The organism is Pseudomonas peli (assembly GCF_050563605.1).
GTDB lineage: Bacteria > Pseudomonadota > Gammaproteobacteria > Pseudomonadales > Pseudomonadaceae > Aquipseudomonas > Aquipseudomonas peli_A.
Genome location: NZ_JBNXUH010000002.1, coordinates 413,426 through 431,217, shown reverse-complemented (window position 1 = coordinate 431,217; position 17,792 = coordinate 413,426). Strand labels below are relative to the sequence as shown.

Here is a 17,792-nt window from a genome sequence, read left to right as displayed (position 1 = left end):
CGAACCTTCCTATGAACACGCGAATTTCGCTGCTGACGCAGGCGATTTTTTGGGCAACCTCGCTCTGCTGCGGGCTCGCTCAGGCACAGCTGGCGCAGAATCTGACGATTGGCAGTCCCAAGGCCATGGCGTTAGGCAATGCAGTAACGGCCGATTTCACCGGTATCGATGCAGTGCATTACAACCCGGCCGCCCTGAGCAAACTCAAGGGCCGGCAGACGACGGTCAAGTTCATCACCGGAATGATGGATATTCGTGCCGACTTCGATGCCCCTGATGGTTATGGCAGCAATTTTCTCGGTCTGGATAACGACCCCGTGGCCAATTCGTCCAGTCGAGCAGGGGCTGCGATGATGTACCTGCCGGGTGTAGGTGGCGCCACCGAGTTGCCGATGCTGTTTGCGCCGCTGGCAGGGCTGTCCATCACACCGCCAGGTTCCAAACTGACCTTCGCCACCAATATGTACACACCGCAGGCACTGGGTTTTGCCCGTGACGATGATGACCCGGGGCGCTATCAGGGCAAGGAGCTGGTGATTCAGCGTCTGACCTACTTCTCGCCTTCACTGGCATATCAGGTTAACGATGAGCTGTCGCTGGGGCTGTCCATCGGCTTTTCCCATCAGGCCATGGCGCTGAACCAAGACTTCCGCGCACCGGGCATCCTCACCGGTTTTGTCGGGGTGGCTCAGGATGCGTTGTGCCTGGTAGACAATAATCCGTTCGAGATTTTTCTGAATATCTGCGGCGGTGAGCTGGGGCCTTTCACCGATATCGCCAATATCGACATCGATATGCAGCAGACCCTTTCGCCCACCTGGAACGTCGGTTTCCTCTGGGAACCAAACGACTGGTTTGCGTTGGGAGCGGTCTACCAGAGCGAGGCCAAGATGCGCTTGAAAGGGCGCTATGTGGTGGATTATTCGGAGAACTGGCAGGGCTTCTGGCAGGGCTTGGACAGCTCATTTATCGGCGCGGTGTTCAATACCCTGACACCAGACGGCTTGTTCGATAAGGAGCAGGGCAACGTCTCGTTGAACATGACCTACCCGGCGCACTTTGCCAGCGGCATCAAGTTCAAGCCGCATGAGCGTTGGCAGATCAACCTGGATGTGAAATGGACCGACTACGCCGCGTGGGACAAATTCGAGCTGGAGTTCGATCGCCAGCTGGATATTCTGACCATCGCCAGCCTGTTCTCCCCGGAGAACGCCACCTCGACCAGCATCATTCTTGACCGTGGCTATGAGTCCGTCTGGAGCTGGGCTGTCGGTGTGGAGTACCAGGTCAATGATCGCTTGAGCCTGCGTATGGGCTATGAGCCACGGCCTTCGGCCATTCCTGGCAACAAGGCTGATGTACTGGCGCCTTTGGGCGATGCCAAGCTCTATGGCCTGGGGCTGGGTTACCAGTGGGATAAGAACACTGTGATCGACTTGGGCTTCAACTACCTGGTCAGCAAGCAGGACATCCCGGCGCGCTCCAGCTGCAACCTCAACTGCTCATCCATTGACAGCATGGTGTACAACCCCTATGCCGATCTGGATGTGAAAACCAGCGTCAAAGCCTATGTGTTGGCGTTGACCTACCGCACCACTTTCTAGGGTTCAGTCATGCGCATTGTGCTGATGCTGATAGGTTTTTTGGCGGCTACGCAGGCCAGCGCCAGCGGCCGCTACCTGACCTGGGTCGATGACCAGGGGCGGGTACACAACAGCTTTGTCGACAATCGCTATATGGCTCACCAGCGCACGGCTGCCGGTAATATCCAGCGCAGCGATCAGGCGCGTTTGAATGAGGGTGAGGCAGCGGCCTGGCCTGGTAGCAAGAGCAGTGGTGAGAGCAAGCGGCGCTATTTCACTTGGGTGGATGCCAGCGGCAATCTGCAGAACAGCTTCTATGTCGGCCAGCAGGTGCAGGCGGGTGGCAATGAGATTCTTCTAGGTACCGGTGAGCGCTCCAGTGCCTACATCAGCTCGGATGTGCTGGAAGGGCGTGATTTTGCCCGTGATGAGCAAGATGGCCGCTACTTTACCTGGGTCGATGAGCAAGGCCGTATGCGTAACTCCAAGGTGCCCCCCAAAGGAGCTAAACCGCCGCCGCCAACCATGCACAATGCCGCGTTGACTCAGGGGCGAGAAGTTACCTTTGACGGCAAAGCGCAGGCCTTGCCAGGGCTGGATGGGCAACCCACTGCCGCGATGCAGTCCTTGCTGGCTGGTACCGAAGAAAAGAGCGAGGGGCGCTATCAGGAGTTGGTCGAGCGTTGCTGCGGGCAATTGACTGAAGAGGATTTCACCCCCATCAGCGCCGATGAACCACGTTACGAAGAGTTAAATCGCTTTTCCCCCAGTCTGGATTTCCCCATGGGCAAGAGCTATTACGCAGCCCTGAAACTGCCGCGCTCGCAGTACGACTTCGGTTTGCGTATCCGCAGCTTTGCCAACAAACAGGTGGCTTATCCCTCCTTGCTGTTCCTTGATCAGGCCAAGCAGCCAACTCGCCTGGTCAGTGATGCGGTGTACCAGCTACACGCGGAAACCTGGTACCGCTATGCCTTTATCGAAGGCACTGTCCCCGTGCGAGCCGCCGCCGGTGAGCACTACGTACTGCTATTAACCACGGATGAAGATCGCAGCTTGCAAACCCTGGATAACAAACCCTTCAAGCGCCCCCTGCAGGCGCTGGCAGTCGATGAAGCAGGCATGCAGACCCATGCGCACAGCGATGAAGGTGCATTCGAGTTGGCGATTGTGCGTTAGTGACTCAATCAAGCCGCCATAAAAAAGCCCGGATGAGTCCGGGCTTTTTTATTTGTGCGATCAATCAGATTTGGGCAATCGAGACGTGGCCAAACAGCTCTTGCGAGAAGCGCACGCGCTCTTCGGCGGTTTCGACGATGCCTTTTTTCTGCAGTTCGGCTATACGGTCTTCGACGGCGTGTGCGCGGTGAGTCAGACCACAGTCGTTGGCGATCTGGATATTCAGGCCGGGGCGGGCGTTGAGTTCGAGAATCAACGGGCCCTTGTCCTGGTCCAGCACCATGTCAACGCCGATATAGCCCAGGCCGCACAGCTCGTAGCAGCCGGCGGCGAGCTTCATAAAGCCGTCCCAGTTAGGTAGTTGCACACCGTCCACCGCGTTGGTGGTGTCCGGGTGTTTGCTGATCTTGTTGTTCAGCCAGGTACCGCGCAGGGTCACGCCGGTCGCCAGGTCGACACCGACACCGATGGCGCCCTGGTGCAGGTTGGCCTTGCCGCCGGATTGGCGGGTGGGTAGGCGCAGCATGGCCATGACCGGGTAGCCCATCAGCACGATGATGCGGATGTCTGGCACGCCTTCGTAGCTGATGCTTTTGAAGATCTGGTCCGGGGTTACGCGGTATTCGATCAGCGCGCGATCACGGTGGCCGCCCAGGGAGTAGAGGCCCGTCAGGATGCTGGAGATCTGATGTTCGATCTCCTCGTGGCTAATGATCTTGCCCGAGACGGTTTTGTACTTTTCTTCGAAGCGATCAGCGATCACCAGGATGCCGTCACCGCCAGCGCCCTGCGCTGGCTTGACTACGAAGTCCGGGCGATCACCGATGATTGCACGCAGGTTATCGATGCCTTTTTCGGTATCGATGATGCCGTACATTTCCGGCACATCGATACCCGCGTCGATGGCGCGCATCTTGGTGATGATCTTGTCATCGACGATCGGGTAGAGGTGCCGTTTGTTGTACTTCAGCACGTAGTCCGCGTTACGCCGATTGATGCCCATGATGCCTTTGGCTTCCAGGGCTTTCCACGTCTTGATCAGACCGAACATGGCATTAGTCCTTGAGGAAGGCTTTGAAGCGGAACAGTTCGGTCAGGCGGTAGCCACGGTAGCGACCCATCGCCAGCATAAAGCCCACCAGAATCATCAGTACGGCCGGGAAGGTGAAGATGAAATAGTTCAGCTCCGGCACGCTCATCAGCAGGTGCGCCAGGGTTGCCGCGAACAGAGTGCCGATGGCCACTTTAAAGGCATGGCCACCGCCGCGTTCTTCCCAGGTGATCGACAGACGTTCGATGGTCATGGTCAGAATCACCATCGGGAACAATGCCACCGACAGGCCGCGTTCAAGCCCCAGTTTGTGACTGAACAAACTGATGGCAGCGATCAATACCACGACGAAGGTCAGCACCACCGACAGGCGTGGCAGCATTTGCAGCTTCAGGTGCTCCAGGTAGGAGCGCAGCGACAGACCCAGGGCGGTGATGACGGTGAAGAACATAATGCCGTAGCCCAGTTGCATCTCGCGGAAGGCCAGGGCGATCAGTACCGGGGTGAAGGTGCCGAGTGTCTGCAGGCCACCGAGGTTGCGCAGGATCAGAATCACCAGCACGCCGATCGGGATCATCACCATGATCATAAAGGTTTGCTGGGTCTGCAGTGGCAGACCATACAGGCTGTATTCGAGGAAGTCAGCGTCGGTGTTTTCGTCGGTCAGCTTGGCCAGGCGAATGGCGTTCATTTCGCTATTGTCGAGGCTGAAGCTGACCTGCGCCTGCTTGCCACCTTCCAGGCTGACGAGGGTTCCATCACCGATCCACCAGACTAGGCGGTCGCTAGGCAAGCCTTGCTCACCGGTTTCCGGGTTGAAGTACAGCCAGTTCTCGCCGTTGAAGCTACGCAGCCACAACTCAGGGCTTTGCTGGATATCGGCAGCCAGGCGAATGGTGTGCACGCGCTCCATCGGTACGTGGGCGATGGACAACAGCAATTCGATGGCTTTGGCTTTGTTTGGCGTTGAGGCATCGCCGGCTAGCAGCAGTTTGACGTTGTCGTCATTGCTGTTGTTAACGCGTTTGATGGTCTCGCTGATAAAGGTTTCAACGTCCGCCGAGTGCTGGCGAATCGGTGCGAGCAGCGCTTCGGCGGCAATCTTCTCGGCACCCTCAACTGGGATGCTGTCGCGGAAGATCGGGCCCTTGGCCTTGGCTTGCTCACCGCTGTAGCGCTTGGTCAGCACCAGGCGGTAATAGAGGGTCTGCTTACCACTGGCGCGACGTGCGGACCAGGTGACTTTGCGGTTGCCGTCGGCGCGGTTGATGCTCACGCCGTAGTTATTCGAGATAAAGCTCTCATTCAGGCTGACGTAATCCTGGGCCAGGGGCGGCACGAACATCTGCAGCTTGACCGGTTCACGTGGACTGGCCTGGAACTCGACTTTGGCGTCGATGTTCCACAGGTCATCAGTCTCGTCTTCGGTCATCGGGATGCCGAGGATGAAGATCTGATAAGCCGTAATCAGAATGCCCAGACTCACGAGGAGTATGACCAGGACTTTCAGATGGAGGGTAAGAGAGCGCATGGGAGTTACTCGCCAAGGTTTGCGTCAGGGGCACAAGCAGGTTTGCCTGCTGCGTATTTAAGACTCGGGTCGACCAGGGCCGAAAACCGTTTTAGTGCTTCGGAGCCTATCAACAACGGGTATTGGAAAGCACTGCGGTCGGTCAAGTTCACTTCAATTGTGCGTAAGGCATTGCCCATGCAGACATCCATTTCGATCACGGGGCGTGCGGTATAGGTTTTTTCTTCCTGTGGATCATAGTCGCCCGCGCGGCGTTTGATCTTGCTGATGCGCGCCAGGGGGCGTTCGATCGGGCTGCTGTGCGCCTCGTCGATAGCCAGGTAGAAGCGTACCCAAGTTTCGCCATCGCGCTTGAAGCGTTTGATGTCGCGAGCACTGAGTGATGCGGTCTTGGCGCCGGTGTCGAGCTTGGCAGCAAGTCTTAAGTCGAGGTCGAATAAGCGGACGTATTCATTAAGCCCATAGACTGTCTTCTCCGCGGCGAAACTCAGGCCGGGAGCAAGTAGCAGGCATAGCAGCAGGATGGAGGGCTTTAGTGTCATAAGTCCTGAAGGCATGGTGTTGATGATGGCTTGAGCAAATGCTGGCAACGCGTGTTGCAGTTGGCGTACCTGGGTTTGGAGTCTAGCAGGCAGTCAGAAATTCCTCTGCAGGCGTTAAGCGGGCGGCATTCTACCATGGGCTTTTTCAGTCAGGACAGGCGCTTATAGGCGTTTATGCAAGTAAGGTCGCGGCTGAGGGCTACTAAAGTAGTGCTGCGTACTGTCAACAATCTTATTGGTTTGTTTGACAGTAATGCCGTCTAGGCGTAATTTTTAGGCACTTAATTCGCACAGTGTCGACAATATGCTTGATGTAATTGAGCCCCTCGAGTCCAGTCAGGAAGACTCTGAAACCCTTTCCGAGCAGGTTTTTCGGCGTATTCAGGCAGCTATCGTCAAGGGCGAGATTGCCCCGGGTAGCAAGATTTCCGAGCCTGAGCTGGCGCGCACCTACGGCATCAGTCGTGGCCCGCTGCGCGAAGCGATCCATCGCCTGGAAGGCCAGCGCTTGCTGGTGCGTGTGCCGCATATCGGCGCGCGGGTGGTCTCGCTTAGCCATGCCGAGCTGATCGAACTCTACGAAATTCGTGAGTCCCTGGAAGGCATGGCCTGCCGCCTGGCTGCCGAACGCATGACCCAGGCGGAAATCGATGAGCTGCGCGCGGTACTCGACCTGCATGAGCAGGACGCCGCCTTCAAGGCCGGTGTCGGCTATTACCAGCAGGAAGGCGATTTCGACTTTCACTACCGGATCATCCAGGGCAGCGGCAACAAGACCCTGACTCAGATGCTCTGCGGCGAGCTGTATCAGCTGGTGCGCATGTACCGCCTGCAGTTTTCCGCCACACCGAACCGACCGCATCAGGCCTTCGCCGAACACCACCGCATTCTCGATGCCATTGCCGAGCGTGACGGCGAGCTGGCCGAATTATTGATGCGCCGACACATCGGTGCCTCCAAACGCAATATCGAGCGCCACTATTCCATGAGCATGGGGCAGGGCGCGCATCCCAAGACAGCCAAAAACCGAGGTGAGTCATGAGCTTGAAGAGTCCAGGCCAGCGTTTTCGTGATGCCGTTGCCGAAGAGCATCCGCTGCAAGTCATTGGTGCGATCAACGCCAACCATGCGCTGCTGGCCAAACGTGCTGGTTTCAAGGCGATCTACCTGTCTGGCGGCGGCGTAGCGGCAGGCTCTCTCGGCTTGCCAGATTTGGGCATCACCGGTTTGGATGACGTACTGACCGATGTGCGCCGCATCACTGACGTGTGCGACCTGCCGCTGCTGGTGGATGTCGATACTGGCTTTGGCGCCTCGGCGTTCAACGTCGCGCGCACCGTCAAATCGATGATCAAGTTCGGCGCGGCGGCGATTCATATTGAAGATCAGGTCGGCGCCAAGCGTTGCGGTCATCGCCCTAATAAGGAGATCGTGACCCAGCAGGAAATGGTCGACCGCATCAAGGCGGCCGTTGATGCGCGCACCGATGACAGCTTTGTGATCATGGCGCGCACCGATGCCCTGGCGGTGGAAGGCCTGAATTCGGCGCTGGACCGCGCCGCGGCCTGTGTCGAGGCCGGTGCTGACATGATTTTCCCGGAAGCCATCACCGAGCTGGCGATGTACAAGACCTTCGCCGACCGAGTGAAGGCGCCGATTCTGGCCAATATCACCGAATTCGGCGCCACGCCGCTGTACACCACCGAAGAGCTGGCCTCGGTGGATGTCGGCCTGGTGCTGTACCCGCTGTCGGCCTTCCGCGCCATGAACAAGGCGGCCGAGAACGTCTATATGGCCGTACGCCGCGACGGCACGCAGAAGAATGTGGTCGACACCATGCAAACCCGCATGGAGCTGTATGAGCGCATCAATTACCACGCCTTCGAGCAGAGCCTCGACGCGCTGTTTGCTGCCAAAAAATAACCGGAACGCAGGTCTTAGCCGCCTGCTTAAAAGAACGACCGACCGGATCGGATGAGGAGAGATTAGCGATGAGTGCGACCCCAGAAACCACCCCAGGCGTCAAGCCGAAAAAATCCGTGGCCCTGAGCGGCACCACTGCTGGTAACACCGCGCTTTGCACGGTCGGCCGCACTGGCAACGACCTGCATTACCGCGGCTATGACGTGCTCGACTTCGCCAATCGTTGCGACTTCGAAGAAATTGCCCATCTGCTGGTCCACGGCAAGCTGCCCAACGCTGCCGAACTGGCTGGCTACAAGGCCAAGCTCAAGGCCCTGCGTGGTTTGCCTGCTGCGCTGAAGGTATCGCTGGAGCAGCTGCCGCCGTCCGCCCACCCGATGGATGTGATGCGCACCGCCGTATCCGTGCTGGGCTGCGTATCGCCGGAGAAGGACGATCACAACCACCCGGGCGCCCGCGATATCGCCGACAAGCTGATGGCCTCGCTGGGTTCCGCGTTGCTGTACTGGTATCACTTCAGCCACAACGGCAAGCGCATCGACGTGGAAACCGACGACGACTCCATCGGCGGTCACTTCCTGCATCTGCTGCATGGCGAGAAGCCGCGCGAGTCCTGGGTGCGTGCCATGCACACCTCGCTCAACCTGTATGCCGAGCATGAGTTCAATGCCTCCACCTTCACCTCGCGGGTAATCGCCGGTACCGGTTCCGACATGTACAGCTGCATCGCCGGTGGCATCGGCGCGCTGCGTGGCCCGAAACACGGCGGCGCCAACGAAGTGGCCTTCGAGATTCAAAAGCGCTACGACAACGCCGATGAGGCCGAGGCCGATATCCGCGCCCGCGTCGAGAAGAAAGAAGTGGTGATCGGCTTCGGTCACCCGGTTTACACCGTGAGCGACCCCCGTAACAAGGTGATCAAGGATGTGGCCCGCGAGCTGTCGGTAGAGCAGGGCAATATGAAGATGTACAACATCGCCGAACGCTTGGAATCGACCATGTGGGAAATCAAGAAGATGTTCCCCAACCTCGATTGGTTCAGCGCTGTCAGCTACCACATGATGGGCGTGCCTACCGCCATGTTCACTCCGCTGTTCGTGATTGCCCGCACCTCGGGCTGGTCCAGCCATGTCATCGAGCAGCGCATCGACGGCAAGATCATCCGCCCGAGCGCCAACTATACAGGCCCTGAAGACCTGAAGTTCGTGCCGCTCAAGGATCGCCCATAACCATGAACAGCATGAATACTCAGTACCGCAAGCCTCTGCCCGGCACTGCGCTGGACTACTTCGACACCCGTGAGGCGATCGATGCCATCGCCCCGGGTGCCTACGCCAAACTGCCCTATACCTCCCGTGTGCTGGCTGAGCAGCTGGTGCGTCGCTGTGAGCCGGCCGCACTGACCGATTCGCTCAAGCAGCTGATCGAGCGCAAGCAGGACCTGGATTTTCCCTGGTACCCGGCTCGCGTGGTGTGCCACGACATCCTCGGCCAGACCGCACTGGTCGACCTGGCCGGCTTGCGTGATGCCATCGCTGAGAAGGGCGGTGATCCGTCCAAGGTCAACCCGGTAGTGCCGACCCAGCTGATTGTCGACCACTCCCTGGCCGTGGAAGCTCCGGGCTTTGACCCGGATGCTTTCGCCAAGAACCGCGCCATCGAAGACCGTCGCAACGAGGACCGTTTCCACTTTATCGAGTGGACCAAGACCGCGTTCAAGAACGTCGACGTGATCCCGGCCGGTAACGGCATCATGCACCAGATCAACCTGGAGAAAATGAGCCCGGTGATCCAAGCGCGTGGCGGCGTAGCCTTCCCCGATACCTGCGTGGGTACCGACTCGCACACCCCGCACGTCGATGCCCTGGGCGTAATCGCCATTGGCGTCGGCGGTCTGGAAGCCGAAACCGTGATGCTCGGCCTGCCGTCGATGATGCGCCTGCCCGACATCGTCGGCGTGCAGCTCACTGGCAAGCGCCAGCCTGGCATTACCGCCACCGACATCGTCTTGGCCATCACCGAGTTCCTGCGCAAGGAGCGCGTGGTCGGCGCCTGGGTCGAGTTCTTTGGCGCGGGTGCGGATAGCCTGTCGATCGGCGACCGCGCGACTATTTCCAACATGTGCCCGGAATACGGCGCCACCGCTTCGATGTTCTACATCGACCAGCAAACCATCGATTACCTCAAGCTCACCGGCCGTGAGCCGGAGCAGATCGAGCTGGTAGAGAACTACGCCAAGACCACCGGTCTGTGGGCCGATGCGCTGGTGACCGCCGAGTACGCGCGCGCACTGAGCTTCGATCTGTCGACCGTCGTGCGCAACATGGCTGGCCCATCCAACCCGCACAAGCGCCTGCCGACTTCGGCACTGCAAGAGCGCGGCATTGCTGATGAAGCCAAGCTGGCCTCCGGCAAGGTCGAGGAAGCCGAAGGCCTGCTGCCAGATGGCGCGGTAATCATCGCCGCCATCACCAGCTGCACCAACACCTCCAACCCACGCAACGTGGTGGCCGCCGGGCTGCTGGCGAAGAAAGCCAACGAGCTGGGGCTGCTGCGCAAACCGTGGGTCAAGACCTCGTTCGCTCCTGGTTCGAAAGTCGCCAAGCTGTACCTGGAAGATGCCGGTCTGCTGTCGGAGCTGGAAAAGCTCGGCTTCGGCATTGTCGGCTATGCCTGCACCACCTGTAACGGCATGTCTGGCGCGCTGGACCCGGTAATCCAGCAGGAAATCATCGACCGCGATCTGTACGCCACTGCTGTGCTGTCCGGTAACCGCAACTTCGATGGTCGTATCCACCCCTACGCCAAGCAGGCCTTCCTCGCTTCGCCGCCGCTGGTCGTGGCTTACGCCATTGCCGGTACCGTGCGCTTTGATATCGAGCAGGACGTGCTGGGTACCGATAAAGCTGGCAACCCGATCACCCTGAAAGATCTGTGGCCGAGCGACGAGGAAATCGACGCAATCGTTGCCGCTTCGGTGAAGCCGGAGCAGTTCAAGCAGATCTACATCCCGATGTTCGATCTGGGCACCATTGAGGAAGCCGAAAGCCCGCTGTACGACTGGCGCCCGATGTCTACCTACATCCGCCGTCCGCCTTATTGGGAGGGCGCGCTGGCCGGGGAGCGTACCCTCAAGGGCATGCTGCCGCTGGCAATCCTGCCGGACAACATCACCACCGACCACCTGTCGCCGTCTAACGCGATCCAGATGAACTCGGCCGCCGGTGAATACCTGCACAAGATGGGCCTGCCGGAAGAGGACTTCAACTCCTACGCCACCCACCGCGGCGACCACCTGACGGCGCAGCGCGCTACTTTTGCCAACAAAGAGCTGGTCAATGAAATGGCCGTTGTTGACGGCGTAGTGAAGAAAGGTTCGCTGGCGCGCGTTGAGCCGGAAGGCAAGGTCATGCGCATGTGGGAGGCGATCGAAACCTACATGAATCGCAAGCAGAACCTGATCATCGTTGCCGGTGCCGACTACGGCCAGGGCAGCTCGCGTGACTGGGCGGCCAAGGGCGTACGCCTGGCGGGCGTGGAAGTGATAGTCGCCGAAGGCTTCGAGCGCATTCACCGAACCAACCTGGTCGGCATGGGCGTGCTGCCGGTCGAGTTCAAGCCGGGCACCACCCGCCTGACCCTGGGCCTTGACGGCACTGAAACCTATGACATTCAGGGTGAGCTGTCGCCACGCTGCGAGCTGACTCTGGTGGTCAATCGTCGCAATGGCGACGTGGTCAAAGTGCCGGTGACCTGCCGTCTGGATACCGCCGCCGAAGTCAACGTCTACAACGCTGGCGGCGTGTTGCAGCGCTTTGCTCAGGACTTCCTCGAGTCGACCCAGGGCTGATCCACCACCGGGGCGACAACGCCCTGGTCTTTTTTCAGGAGCGCGTTATGGCTTATCCAGCCCAGATCAAGATTGCCGCCACTTATATGCGTGGCGGCACCAGCAAGGGCGTGTTCTTCCGCTTGCAGGACCTGCCGCCAAGCTGCCAGGTGCCGGGCGCAGCGCGCGACAAGCTGTTTATGCGGGTGATCGGCAGCCCCGACCCTTATGCCGCGCAGATCGACGGCATGGGCGGCGCCACCTCCAGCACCAGCAAGTGCGTGATCCTCTCAAAAAGCAGCCAGCCTGATCACGATGTCGACTACCTCTACGGTCAGGTGTCGATCGACAAGGCCTTCGTCGATTGGAGCGGCAACTGCGGCAACCTGTCCACAGGTGCCGGGGCTTTTGCCATTCATGCAGGCTTGGTTGATCCGGCGCGTATTCCGGAGAGCGGCGTGTGCGTGGTGCGTATCTGGCAGGCGAATATCCAGAAAACCATCATCGCCCATGTGCCGGTCAGCAATGGCCAGGTGCAGGAAACCGGCGACTTCGAGCTTGATGGAGTGACCTTTCCGGCTGCCGAGATCGTGCTGGAGTTTCTCGATCCGTCCGATGATGGCGAGGAGGGTGGTTCGATGTTCCCCACCGGCAATCTGGTCGATGAGCTGGAGGTGCCGGGAGTCGGCACCTTCAAAGCAACCATGATCAGCGCCGGCATTCCGACCGTGTTCGTCAATGCCGAAGATATTGGCTACAGCGGCACCGAGTTGCGCGAGCAGATCAACGGCGACCCCGAGCAACTGGCGCGCTTCGAGAAGATCCGCGTGGCGGGGGCCCTGCGCATGGGTTTGATCAAGACGGCGGAAGAGGCGGCGACGCGTCAGCACACGCCGAAGATTGCCTTTGTGGCCAAGCCCAAGGATTACGTCTCCTCTAGCGGCAAGACGGTAACGGCGGGCGAGATCGATCTGCTGGTGCGCGCGCTGTCCATGGGCAAGCTGCACCACGCGATGATGGGCACCTGCGCGGTGGCCATCGGCACTGCGGCGGCGATTCCCGGCACTTTGGTCAATCTGGCGGCGGGCGGCAGTGCGCGGGAATCGGTGCGTTTTGGTCATCCGTCCGGCACCTTGCGCGTTGGGGCGCAGGCGGCTCTGGTCGAAGGCCAGTGGACGGTAACCAAGGCCATTATGTCGCGTAGCGCGCGGATATTAATGGAAGGCTGGGTGCGGGTGCCTGGCGATACTTTCTAGCGTGTATAAACAAGAAAAGGCTCGAAGTCTTCGAGCTTTTTCGTTTGGCTTCAACGGCTTATGCGGGTTACTTGAGGCGGCGCTCAACACCTTTTTCCACCAGGATCTTCGCGGAGATCTCTTCCACGGAGAAATAAGTGGAGTTGATAAAGTTGATGTTCTCGCGGCGGAACAGGTTTTCCACCTCGCGCACTTCAAACTCGCACTGGGCGAAGCTGGCGTAGCGGCTATTGGGCTTGCGCTCGTGGCGAATGGCAGTGAGGCGATCCGGGTCGATGGTCAGGCCAAACAGCTTGTCCTTGTGCTTTTTCAGCACGGCCGGCAGCTGCAAGCGCTCCATATCATCTTCGGTCAGCGGATAATTTGCGGCACGAATGCCGTATTGCATTGCCATATACAGGCAGGTCGGAGTTTTACCGCAGCGCGAGACGCCGACCAGGATCAGATCGGCCTTGTCGTAGTAGTGGGTGCGTGCGCCGTCATCGTTATCGAGCGCGAAGTTCACCGCCTCGATACGCTCCATATAATTGGAGTTATGCCCGATAGAGTGGGACTTGCCGACCGAGTAGGAGGAGTGCGACGTCAGTTCCTGCTCCAGCGGGGCGAGAAAGGTCGAGAAGATATCGATCATAAAACCATCGGACTCGGCCAGGATGTCGCGAATGTCCTGATTGACGATGGTGTCGAAGATGATCGGCCGCGCGCCGTCTTTCTCTGCTGCGGTGTTGATTTGTTGTACCATTGCGCGCGCTTTTTCCACGCTGTCGATGTAGGGTCGCGTGAGTTTGGTGAAGTCGATGGTTTCAAACTGTGCCAGCAGACTCTGGCCCAGGGTTTCGGCGGTTATGCCGGTGCCATCTGAGATGAAAAACGCGGTTCGTTTCATTTGCACCATGGGCCTTAAGCTGAGGACGAATCTTGGCTATCATAGGCCCGCCTTTGCAGGGCCGATCTGGCCGGCATTGTTACTTATTTTCCAGGGCCAGGCCACAATCGTGCGGGCATGTCTGCCGCCGAGCTTCCCAGCCCCTAGAGAGCCTTGAATGGGTTCTGAGCTTTTCCAACATTTAGTGGAGAGATCACCTTGGTAGAGTACGTAGTTTCCCTCGATAAGCTCGGCAACCACGATGTTGAGCACGTAGGGGGCAAGAACGCCTCCCTGGGCGAGATGATCAGCAACCTTGCCGGTGCCGGAGTGTCGGTGCCCGGTGGTTTCGCCACCACAGCCCAGGCCTACCGGGACTTTCTCGAGCTGAGCGGTCTGAACGCGCAGATCCATGCGGCGCTGGATGCCCTTGATGTCGATGACGTCAACGCTCTGGCCAAGACCGGTGCGCAGATTCGCCAGTGGGTGATGGATGCGTCCTTCCCTGAAGAGTTGAACGCACAGATTCGCACCGCCTTCGCCGAAATGTCCGCTGGTAACGACAATATGGCCGTTGCCGTGCGCTCATCGGCCACCGCCGAAGATCTGCCGGACGCCTCGTTTGCCGGCCAGCAGGAAACCTTCCTGAACATTCGTGGCGTTGAAAACGTGATCCGCGCGGCCAAAGAGGTATTCGCCTCGCTGTTCAACGACCGCGCCATCGCTTACCGCGTGCACCAGGGCTTCGACCACAAGCTGGTCGCCCTGTCTGCCGGCGTGCAGCGCATGGTGCGTTCGGAAACCGGCACCGCCGGCGTGATGTTCACCCTCGATACCGAATCGGGCTTCCGCGACGTGGTGTTTATCACTGGCGCCTACGGTCTCGGCGAAACAGTAGTGCAGGGCGCGGTCAACCCTGACGAATTCTATGTACACAAGCAGACGCTGGAGGCGGGTCGCCCGGCCATTCTGCGCCGCAATCTGGGCAGCAAAGCCATCAAGATGATCTACGGTGACGAAGCCAAGGCCGGTAAATCGGTCAAGGTCGTTGATGTCGATCGCGCCGAACGCGCGCGCTTCTGCCTGAGCGATGCCGAGGTCAGCGAGCTGGCCAAGCAGGCGATGATCATCGAGAAGCACTACGGTCGCCCGATGGACATCGAGTGGGCCAAAGATGGCGACGACGGCAAGCTGTATATCGTTCAGGCGCGCCCTGAAACGGTGAAAAGCCGCACCAATGTCAATGTGATGGAGCGCTACCTGCTTAAGGAAACCGGCACCGTGCTGGTGGAAGGTCGTGCTATCGGTCAGAAGATCGGTGCAGGCCGCGTGCGGGTCATCCATGACGTGTCCGAGATGGACAAAGTCCAGCCTGGCGATGTGCTGGTCTCTGACATGACCGATCCGGACTGGGAACCCGTGATGAAGCGCGCCAGCGCCATCGTCACCAACCGCGGCGGGCGTACCTGCCACGCGGCGATCATCGCTCGTGAACTGGGTATTCCGGCGGTAGTCGGCTGCGGCAACGCCACCCAGGTGCTGAAAGACGGCATGGGCGTGACTGTATCCTGCGCCGAAGGTGACACCGGCTTTATCTTCGAAGGCGAGCTGGGCTTTGACATCCGCAAAAACTCGGTCGATGCCATGCCCGATCTGCCGTTCAAGATCATGATGAACGTCGGTAACCCGGATCGCGCCTTCGACTTCGCTCAACTCCCTAACGAAGGTGTTGGCCTGGCGCGTCTGGAGTTCATCATCAACCGCATGATTGGCGTGCACCCTAAAGCGCTGCTGAACTTCGCCGGCCTGCCGCCGGAGATCAAGGACAGCGTCGAGAAACGCATTGCGGGTTACGACGATCCAGTCAATTTCTACGTCGAGAAACTGGTTGAGGGCATCAGCACCCTGGCTGCGGCGTTCTGGCCGAAGAAGGTCATCGTGCGTCTGTCGGACTTCAAGTCCAACGAATACGCCAACCTGATCGGCGGCAAGCTGTATGAGCCGGAAGAAGAAAACCCGATGCTGGGCTTCCGTGGCGCTTCGCGTTACATCAGCGAATCGTTCCGCGACTGCTTCGAGCTGGAATGCCGTGCGCTGAAGAAAGTGCGCAACGAGATGGGCCTGACCAACGTCGAGATTATGGTGCCGTTCGTGCGCACCCTCGGCGAAGCCAGTCAGGTAGTCGAGCTGCTCGCCGCCAACGGCCTGGCCCGTGGTCAGGATGGCCTGAAGGTCATCATGATGTGCGAACTGCCATCCAACGCGATTCTGGCTGAAGAGTTCCTCGAATTCTTCGACGGTTTCTCCATCGGTTCCAACGATCTGACTCAGCTGACCCTGGGGCTGGATCGTGACTCCGGCATTGTCGCGCACCTGTTTGATGAGCGTAATCCGGCGGTGAAGAAGCTGCTGAGCAACGCCATCCAGGCCTGTAACAAGGCCGGCAAGTACATCGGTATCTGCGGTCAGGGCCCTTCGGATCACCCGGATCTGGCGCGCTGGCTGATGGAACAGGGCATCGAAAGCGTGTCGCTGAACCCGGATTCGGTGCTCGATACCTGGTTCTTCCTGGCCGAAGGCCAAGCGCCGGCCTGATAGCGTTTTAAAATCTCTATTCAAGGGCGGGTTGAACCTGCCCTTTTTTTACGCCAGAGCAAAAATGCAAAGCAGCAGTGAGCTTTTCCCCGTCGCCTTGATTAGCGCGGAGTTCCGTGGCGATTTGAGCGAGGATGTCTATCGCCTCAAGCCCGGCAACAGTCCGGATAGCAGTGTCGAACTGGCACTGACCCGTCTCGGCCGTGCCGGGCATGAGCAGAATCGCGGCGTGCCGGTGATTCTGCTTCCCGGTAGTTTTTCCAATCGGCGCTTCTGGTATTCACCCAAGTGCATTGGCCTGGGGCCTTACCTGGCGCGCGCCGGTTTTGATGTATGGATCGCCGAAATGCGCGGCCACGGTTTATCGCCGCGTAACCGCGACTATTCACGTAACACGGTCAGTGATTACGTGCGCTACGACTTGCCGGCGATTGCCGATTTTGTCCATGAGCAAAATCCGCAGAAGGCCCACTGGTTGGGCCATTCGCTCGGCGGGATTACGCTCGCCGGGGCGCTCGGCGGGCATTACCTGAGTGAAAGCAAAGTCGCCTCCGCTGTGTTGTTCGGCAGCCAGGTCAGCCGAGTTTACTGGCCGCTGAAGGTGCCGCCGCTGGAGTGGGGCAGCCGTTTGCTGCTGAAGCGCTTCTCGGTGATTTCCGGTTCGCGGCTCAAACGCGGCCCCGAGGATGAGCCGATTGGCCTGGCGGTGGAAAGCTTGCGTTGGCATGGCTTGTTCGGCCGTTTTGGCGACGCTGATCGCGATTGGTGGGCTGGCCTGGCTGAGGTACGCGTGCCGGTTATGGCTGTTGCCGCGCTTGGCGATCATCAGGACCCGGCCTGGGCCTGCGAGAAGTTGCTCAAGCAATTCGGTTCGCCCCTGAGTGAGTTTCTCTGCCTAGGCAAAAAGCATGGCTTTAGCGGTGATTTTGGCCATGTCGAAATGCTTGTCAGCAAAGAAGCGCAGCGTGAGGTCTGGCCGTTGGTCGAGCAGTGGCTGCGCAAGAGTCCGCAGGTGGCTGCCGAGCTTGAGAGCGGCGAATTAGAGGGCAATAAAGCCGTTTCCGCTGAGTAAGCTTGCGGCTAGTATCGCGGTTCACGTTTGCCGCGAAGGCGCAGGTGCGATGTTTATAGCTCTTGAACGCGTGCTCAACCTGGATGACGGCTATCGGCAGGTTTTTCAGCTGCAGGGGCGTAGTCTGCTGCTGATGGTGGTCGAAGGTCGTACCTTGCTGCTGGAAAACCGCTGCCCCCATCAAGGTGCGGCGCTGGATAAGGCCAGCATCACTGCTGGTGTGCTGCGCTGCCCGCGGCACGGAATTGAGTTTGAGCTGGCCAGTGGCCGCGCGTTGAGTGCGCCATGCACCAATCTTGTGTATTTGCCTGTGGCTTATGATGCGGATCGGGTCGGGATCGACCTGTAAGCACCTTCACACTATCC

At 59.2% G+C, this 17,792-nt stretch carries 14 protein-coding genes; 10 read left to right on the top strand and 4 right to left on the bottom strand.

Annotated features, from left to right (window positions below):
* The first annotated feature begins 11 nt into the window (after positions 1–11).
* Entirely contained in the window at positions 12–1,604 is a 1,593-nt protein-coding gene (locus tag ACQ4LH_RS04275; protein WP_430696071.1) for an outer membrane protein transport protein, read from the top strand.
* Between the two features lie 9 nt (positions 1,605–1,613).
* On the top strand, positions 1,614–2,762 hold the full coding sequence (locus ACQ4LH_RS04270) for a MalM family protein (RefSeq protein ID WP_430696070.1): 1,149 nt from the start codon (positions 1,614–1,616) through the stop codon (positions 2,760–2,762).
* A 64-nt stretch (positions 2,763–2,826) separates the two neighbouring features.
* Here the strand turns inward: ACQ4LH_RS04270 and ACQ4LH_RS04265 are convergent, their stop codons facing one another.
* From ACQ4LH_RS04265 to ACQ4LH_RS04255, 3 genes are read right to left on the bottom strand one after another with little or no spacing between them, the layout of a single operon-like run.
* On the bottom strand, positions 2,827–3,813 hold the full coding sequence (locus tag ACQ4LH_RS04265) for an alpha-L-glutamate ligase-like protein (RefSeq protein WP_430696069.1): 987 nt from the start codon (positions 3,811–3,813) through the stop codon (positions 2,827–2,829).
* A 4-nt stretch (positions 3,814–3,817) separates the two neighbouring features.
* Positions 3,818–5,344 (bottom strand): inactive transglutaminase family protein, encoded by a 1,527-nt coding sequence (locus ACQ4LH_RS04260; protein ID WP_430696068.1) that lies wholly within the window; start codon positions 5,342–5,344, stop codon positions 3,818–3,820.
* A 5-nt stretch (positions 5,345–5,349) separates the two neighbouring features.
* Positions 5,350–5,886 carry an ATP-dependent zinc protease family protein gene (locus ACQ4LH_RS04255; protein WP_430696145.1) on the bottom strand — a complete coding sequence of 179 codons (537 nt, stop codon included), beginning with the start codon at positions 5,884–5,886 and terminating at the stop codon, positions 5,350–5,352.
* A 304-nt stretch (positions 5,887–6,190) separates the two neighbouring features.
* Between ACQ4LH_RS04255 and ACQ4LH_RS04250 the strand changes: the two genes are divergently transcribed.
* From ACQ4LH_RS04250 to prpF, 5 genes are all read left to right on the top strand, one after another.
* Positions 6,191–6,928, top strand: a complete 738-nt coding sequence (locus ACQ4LH_RS04250) for a GntR family transcriptional regulator (protein ID WP_430696067.1) — start codon at positions 6,191–6,193, stop codon at positions 6,926–6,928.
* Positions 6,925–7,809 carry a methylisocitrate lyase gene (gene prpB, locus ACQ4LH_RS04245; RefSeq protein ID WP_397493199.1) on the top strand — a complete coding sequence of 295 codons (885 nt, stop codon included), beginning with the start codon at positions 6,925–6,927 and terminating at the stop codon, positions 7,807–7,809. The genes ACQ4LH_RS04250 and prpB overlap by 4 nt, the downstream gene beginning before the upstream one ends.
* Positions 7,810–7,877: 68 nt before the next feature.
* On the top strand, positions 7,878–9,038 hold the full coding sequence (prpC, locus tag ACQ4LH_RS04240; protein ID WP_430696066.1) for a bifunctional 2-methylcitrate synthase/citrate synthase: 1,161 nt from the start codon (positions 7,878–7,880) through the stop codon (positions 9,036–9,038).
* 11 nt (positions 9,039–9,049) lie between these two features.
* Positions 9,050–11,659 (top strand): Fe/S-dependent 2-methylisocitrate dehydratase AcnD, encoded by a 2,610-nt coding sequence (gene acnD, locus ACQ4LH_RS04235; protein ID WP_430696144.1) that lies wholly within the window; start codon positions 9,050–9,052, stop codon positions 11,657–11,659.
* A 47-nt stretch (positions 11,660–11,706) separates the two neighbouring features.
* Entirely contained in the window at positions 11,707–12,894 is a 1,188-nt protein-coding gene (gene prpF, locus ACQ4LH_RS04230) for a 2-methylaconitate cis-trans isomerase PrpF (protein ID WP_430696065.1), read from the top strand.
* A gap of 67 nt (positions 12,895–12,961) precedes the next feature.
* Here the strand turns inward: prpF and ppsR are convergent, their stop codons facing one another.
* Positions 12,962–13,780 (bottom strand): posphoenolpyruvate synthetase regulatory kinase/phosphorylase PpsR, encoded by an 819-nt coding sequence (gene ppsR, locus ACQ4LH_RS04225; protein WP_304867712.1) that lies wholly within the window; start codon positions 13,778–13,780, stop codon positions 12,962–12,964.
* Positions 13,781–13,978: 198 nt separating this feature from the next.
* Between ppsR and ppsA the strand changes: the two genes are divergently transcribed.
* From ppsA to ACQ4LH_RS04210, 3 genes are all read left to right on the top strand, one after another.
* Complete coding sequence (gene ppsA, locus ACQ4LH_RS04220; RefSeq protein WP_430696064.1) at positions 13,979–16,354, top strand: phosphoenolpyruvate synthase; 2,376 nt, start codon at positions 13,979–13,981, stop codon at positions 16,352–16,354.
* A gap of 64 nt (positions 16,355–16,418) precedes the next feature.
* Positions 16,419–17,426, top strand: coding sequence for an alpha/beta fold hydrolase (locus tag ACQ4LH_RS04215; protein WP_430696063.1), 1,008 nt, complete (start codon positions 16,419–16,421; stop codon positions 17,424–17,426).
* Positions 17,427–17,475: 49 nt separating this feature from the next.
* Complete coding sequence (locus ACQ4LH_RS04210) at positions 17,476–17,775, top strand: Rieske (2Fe-2S) protein (RefSeq protein WP_430696062.1); 300 nt, start codon at positions 17,476–17,478, stop codon at positions 17,773–17,775.
* Positions 17,776–17,792 lie beyond the last annotated feature (17 nt).

What these genes read in the sequence shown, in the direction of transcription:
- ACQ4LH_RS04275 (WP_430696071.1), top strand. Translation starts at nt 12, where the DNA reads ATGAACACGCGAATTTCGCTGCTGACGCAGGCGATTTTTTGGGCAACC.
- ACQ4LH_RS04270 (WP_430696070.1), top strand. Translation starts at nt 1,614, where the DNA reads ATGCGCATTGTGCTGATGCTGATAGGTTTTTTGGCGGCTACGCAGGCC.
- ACQ4LH_RS04265 (WP_430696069.1), bottom strand. Translation starts at nt 3,813, where the DNA reads ATGTTCGGTCTGATCAAGACGTGGAAAGCCCTGGAAGCCAAAGGCATC.
- ACQ4LH_RS04260 (WP_430696068.1), bottom strand. Translation starts at nt 5,344, where the DNA reads ATGCGCTCTCTTACCCTCCATCTGAAAGTCCTGGTCATACTCCTCGTG.
- ACQ4LH_RS04255 (WP_430696145.1), bottom strand. Translation starts at nt 5,886, where the DNA reads ATGACACTAAAGCCCTCCATCCTGCTGCTATGCCTGCTACTTGCTCCC.
- ACQ4LH_RS04250 (WP_430696067.1), top strand. Translation starts at nt 6,191, where the DNA reads ATGCTTGATGTAATTGAGCCCCTCGAGTCCAGTCAGGAAGACTCTGAA.
- prpB (WP_397493199.1), top strand. Translation starts at nt 6,925, where the DNA reads ATGAGCTTGAAGAGTCCAGGCCAGCGTTTTCGTGATGCCGTTGCCGAA.
- prpC (WP_430696066.1), top strand. Translation starts at nt 7,878, where the DNA reads ATGAGTGCGACCCCAGAAACCACCCCAGGCGTCAAGCCGAAAAAATCC.
- acnD (WP_430696144.1), top strand. Translation starts at nt 9,050, where the DNA reads ATGAATACTCAGTACCGCAAGCCTCTGCCCGGCACTGCGCTGGACTAC.
- prpF (WP_430696065.1), top strand. Translation starts at nt 11,707, where the DNA reads ATGGCTTATCCAGCCCAGATCAAGATTGCCGCCACTTATATGCGTGGC.
- ppsR (WP_304867712.1), bottom strand. Translation starts at nt 13,780, where the DNA reads ATGAAACGAACCGCGTTTTTCATCTCAGATGGCACCGGCATAACCGCC.
- ACQ4LH_RS04215 (WP_430696063.1), top strand. Translation starts at nt 16,419, where the DNA reads ATGCAAAGCAGCAGTGAGCTTTTCCCCGTCGCCTTGATTAGCGCGGAG.
- ACQ4LH_RS04210 (WP_430696062.1), top strand. Translation starts at nt 17,476, where the DNA reads ATGTTTATAGCTCTTGAACGCGTGCTCAACCTGGATGACGGCTATCGG.